This window comes from Malonomonas rubra, assembly GCF_003247215.1.
GTDB lineage: Bacteria > Desulfobacterota > Desulfuromonadia > Desulfuromonadales > Geopsychrobacteraceae > Malonomonas > Malonomonas rubra_A.
Genome location: NZ_QKAP01000018.1, coordinates 1 through 4,382, shown reverse-complemented (window position 1 = coordinate 4,382; position 4,382 = coordinate 1). Strand labels below are relative to the sequence as shown.

At 51.7% G+C, this 4,382-nt stretch carries 4 protein-coding genes; all 4 read right to left on the bottom strand.

The genetic code is table 11. From position 1 onward, the window contains the following. Positions 1 to 424: 424 nt before the first annotated feature. Positions 425 to 1,813, bottom strand: coding sequence for a YncE family protein (locus Q7J88_RS01810; RefSeq protein ID WP_303720440.1), 1,389 nt, complete (start codon positions 1,811 to 1,813; stop codon positions 425 to 427). Positions 1,814 to 1,844: 31 nt separating this feature from the next. Beyond that, entirely contained in the window at positions 1,845 to 2,918 is a 1,074-nt protein-coding gene (locus Q7J88_RS01805; protein ID WP_303720441.1) for a cytochrome c3 family protein, read from the bottom strand. A 43-nt stretch (positions 2,919 to 2,961) separates the two neighbouring features. Further along, positions 2,962 to 3,852, bottom strand: a complete 891-nt coding sequence (locus Q7J88_RS01800; protein WP_303720439.1) for a hypothetical protein — start codon at positions 3,850 to 3,852, stop codon at positions 2,962 to 2,964. 11 nt (positions 3,853 to 3,863) lie between these two features. Beyond that, the coding region (locus tag Q7J88_RS01795) for a cytochrome c3 family protein (protein ID WP_303720438.1) at positions 3,864 to 4,382 on the bottom strand (519 nt) is incomplete at its 5' end.

Sequence of the window (4,382 nt, the reverse complement as noted above, 5' to 3'; positions counted from 1 at the left end):
CAACAACGCAATTCGCCTCACCGATTTCATCATGCCTCCCCAGGCCATTTAGCTGCAGATGAGTTTTTTGATCACTCAAGAAGAACTTGCCAAACCAAACAACATTTATCAAAACAACCAAGGTGTTGGTCGTGGTCTAGATTGTTATGACCAAATTCCGATCAATACCTTGGTATTTAATAAAATTCACCGTCACATTTTATAGCAGACAATATGCCAACGCTCCAATCCCTTTTCTCGATAACCCCGGCTAATTATGATAAAAAAAATAACATTACAGAACAAATCCTTAACAACATTAGATCAATAAAATTATAGCTAGCAAATCCTCTATTTAACGGTAAACATTGCCAAATAGCGGACATGTTGTACGGTATTTTCACGGGTGAGGAATGGATTTATTTACCGGGTTCACTTACGCTGCCTATTCCAGAATCGCCAAAGAACTTGGAGCACTGCCTATAGCAACAGATGCCAAAACGCGCTCGCTTCCTACATCGACAACGGCAACCCGATTCTCTTTGCGGGATTCTACATATAACATTCTTTTCCGCGTTGAATAAACCATCCCGTGCGGGTCAGCAATCGGTCCGACCCTTCGGAATGCGATATTCTGACCGGCAGACAAAGCAGTCAGGGTCGCCTCCCCAGAGTTGCTCACATAAGCGGTCCTTGAATCTACGCTTAGCAAAGTATCTGGCTTAATCCCCACACTGATCTTTGCCAACTGTTTACCCGACTGCAGATCGAAAACGGCGACTGATTGGGAGCCTGTTTCGGCAACATATAAAGAGTCATCAAAAAACATCAACCCAGCAGGCGCAAGACCGACCGGCAGAACCCGCTTAACCTGAAGAGACTGCGTGTCTAGAAGGTAGACCTGGTTAGAGGCTGGAGAGCTGACCGCCAAACTGGAATGATCGGCGATCTCCAATAAGTGCTCCGGCCGATGCCCAATCCGGCCCTGGAGCAATACATTTCCAGCATCCAGATCGACCTTGAATACAGCCCCGGCGGCTGGATCTGAAACATACGCGTAGCCACTATCGCGCGACAAGACCAAGTGCTGAGGGTCGACACTGGCGGTCAAGGGGATCTGATCGATTAGACGCTCATTGAGACAGTCGTAGACATAAATCGACCGGCGCCCCCGGCTGAGGATATAAAGCCGGCGTTGCCCATTGTCCAGCTGAATATCGGCCAGAGGGCCGGCAACCCCGAATGCCGACACCACCTCGTTAGTATCGATTCGCACAACATAAATGGTGTTGATGTTTGTACAGGCAACATACAGAAGCTCGCCGCCCAACACCTGTCGCTGCCCCCAGACACTGAATTTGGAGAGCACTTTTGGGCTACCGGGCTCCGCATTCGCCAATTGCCAGTCGACGAATAGGCACTTACTGTCACCAGCATTCAAAGTAAGTGGTTCCGGCAGTTTTAAATAAAATTGCTGTTTACCGTCCTCTTCACCACCGACGTCAACTGGAACGGAGGAAAAACTTAAGCGCAGCTCGCGGTGTTCGCCTAAAGGCGCAACTGCGGCCCCCAACAGCAACCGCTGTTTCTTCAATTCGGCGAGACTAATATCAACAGGGGCAATGTCGAGGGCGATCCAGACATTATCGACATTGACCGCAACCTCCTCCAAACGCACACTGACCTGACGGTCAGAAAACCCGGCAGTACCAAGATAAATGGACAAAACAGCTTGATCTGCTGTCGAGTGAATTACGTTGTCGGTTTTGGCCTGTGTACCAGCACAGGCTACGAGCAAAAAAAACAGACCAGCGATGAAAAAACGCCTAATCATTATCAGCTCCAGACACTATTCAAACAGAGGATCAACTTTTTGAGGTATGGCAGTACACACAGCCGGAACCGGGACTGCCCGAATAATCCCAGCGCAGCAGTTTTTCAAAGGGTGAGCCGTGAGCCCGGTGGCAGGAGACACAGGTAATAATTGAATCGCCACCCTGCAGAACAAACTCTTTCGGCGCGGTCACCTGCGTACTGGCCAGCGGAACTGCAACCTGATAAAGATTGGTCTCCCCGCCGTACAGCCGATATTCAGAATCCAGCGCGGTATCACTCATGTCGTAATCGACCGGATGCGGGGTCCAACCCTCTGTTGCGCTTCCGGCCTCGCTATGGAAATCCCCATGGCAACGCGTGCAGAGGGCGCTGATCGTCGTCTTATCTCTGGCCAGAGAAACCCCTTTATATTGATTATGCGCCGTTGCCGTAGGCGTCAGTTCCCACTCCGGGTCTTCGTAACCGACAACCCCCAACAGCATCCGGTAGCTTTCTCCCGGTTCGCTCGACGCAGTAGTAATCGCATTCTCCAGCCCATGGTGATGGCCGCCGCGGATCGCCGTCGATTCAACCTCCACAGCATGCGTGCCGTGGCAACCGTAAATCCCGGCACAGGTCACCTGTGTTCCACTCAGCCAAATCCCGCCACCGGGGGAACTATCATCGATCGCTTTATCCTGGCCGTTGAAACCGGGCGGCAGAGGCAGGTTTGGATCGGCACTAGCGATACCATAAACGTTATGCCCTCTGCTGGCCGAGTCACCAACCCAATAGAAGCTGCCACCGGCCAGGGTGTTGGTATTGCTTTCGGTGCCGGTAACACCATACAAAGGCGCCACAGATGACATGACGTAAGGCATGCTGCCGGGCTGGTTCGTTCCAGTGTGACAGCCGGCGCAACTGGTTACCATCAGTGCAGTATAAGGACCACCGGCCCCCCACTCGCTTAAGACCTGATTATCCTGACTACGATGCATCGTGTGGCATTCAGTGCACTTTTGATTGTCCAAAGCAGCATAACCAACCGACACGCCGAACGCGAAAATCCACAACGTCAGCGAGAAAACAGAAAAGAGCTTCCCGGTCTTCGAACTGATCTGCATTTGGTTTGATAAAAACGTCATAACACCCTGCCAGAGGCCAGATTCAACGGGTCAGGATATCAACCCGATTGTTTCCTTCATCAACCACGCAAAGTTTCTCTTCCCAATCAAAAATCAGCTCTTTGGCAAACCACAACTGCCCGTTGCGCTTCCCCTTGCCGAGAAAATCGAAACGCTTCTCGCCGTTCGGCCCGAACACCACCACGATACCGGCATGGCGGTCCAGCACATAGAACTGGCCGGCGCTATCGATCTCCAGCGAAACGGGAAATTTCAGGCCCGAAAGTTGTACCGCCTCAAGCGCAGCAGAGCCGATGGCGAAACGGTAAACGCTTGAGGACAAACCATCCAGCGCCCAGAGAGTTTCCCCTTTGATCTTAAAATCAACAAACCCCTTGAAAGCGGCTGTCCCCTGGTAGCTGTGCATAACATTCAGGTTGTCATCCAGCTGCAAAATCGCCCCCCGTCTTTGATCCAAAACAAACAGTCGATTTTCGGCATCGAGGTCGATCTTTGCCGGCAAAATCTGTTTACCATCCGGATACTTCAGGTCAAACCGTTGCACCTTCTGCTGACGCGGGTCTATATACAAAAGCTTGTTATCATAACGATCGGCCACCCACAAAATTCCACTAGTGGTTCGCGTCAACGACACCGGAGTCTTCAACTCTCCACCGGCGTTGAAAGCGGAGAGGAATTTGCCATTTTTATCAAAGGAGACCAGCTGCCCCCCACGCGCATCAACCAGGTAATAGCGCTGTTTGTTCGTATCGATCGACAGGGAGCTCGCCAAATCGAGTCTGACCCCGGAATCGTTATCCGGCAGTTGCCGAAGATAAGACCACGGCCCTGTCGCGACTGCGGGACCGACCAGCAGCGGAAACACTAAAAGCGCACAGATCGACAACACGATATTTTTCATCTTCATTCTCATCCGCGCCTCCATCAATACCCTTGGTGACACTGAACACAGAGTCCACGCTCACCACTGCCTCGCAGATAGAAGCGGTAGTTTGAACCATCGTTTGCGTTATGACAGGTCAGACAATCCATCGGCTGCTGATTACGCGGATCGCGCGCATCCTCGCCGATCGGATGGATAAACCCTTTGTGCTGATCATGACAAACATTGCAGACCTGATGCCCCTGCTTGAGCATTACCACATCGTTACTGCCATGCAACTGGTGGCAGTCGGTACAGGTTTCCCAGTTGCCATGTTTATGCAGACTCTTTTCCTGGCGGGCAAAGGTATCAGCGTGACAGTCACGACAGGTGTTTCCGACATTGTTCGGCAGCAGCCCCGATCGATCACCGACATGCGGATCGTGACAGGAGATACAGGGATTCCCTTCCCCTTGGATGCCAAGATGGTTGTGCGCATAGTTAAAGCTAGCAAGAGCAGAAGCATGGCATTGCAGGCAGGTGTCGATCCCCTGTGCTTCGGCATGGCAGACCTGACAGTT

Excerpts from the sequence above, each read along its gene's own strand:
- Q7J88_RS01810 (WP_303720440.1), bottom strand. The coding sequence starts at position 1,813 with ATGATTAGGCGTTTTTTCATCGCTGGTCTGTTTTTTTTGCTCGTAGCC.
- Q7J88_RS01805 (WP_303720441.1), bottom strand. The coding sequence starts at position 2,918 with ATGCAGATCAGTTCGAAGACCGGGAAGCTCTTTTCTGTTTTCTCGCTG.
- Q7J88_RS01800 (WP_303720439.1), bottom strand. The coding sequence starts at position 3,852 with ATGAGAATGAAGATGAAAAATATCGTGTTGTCGATCTGTGCGCTTTTA.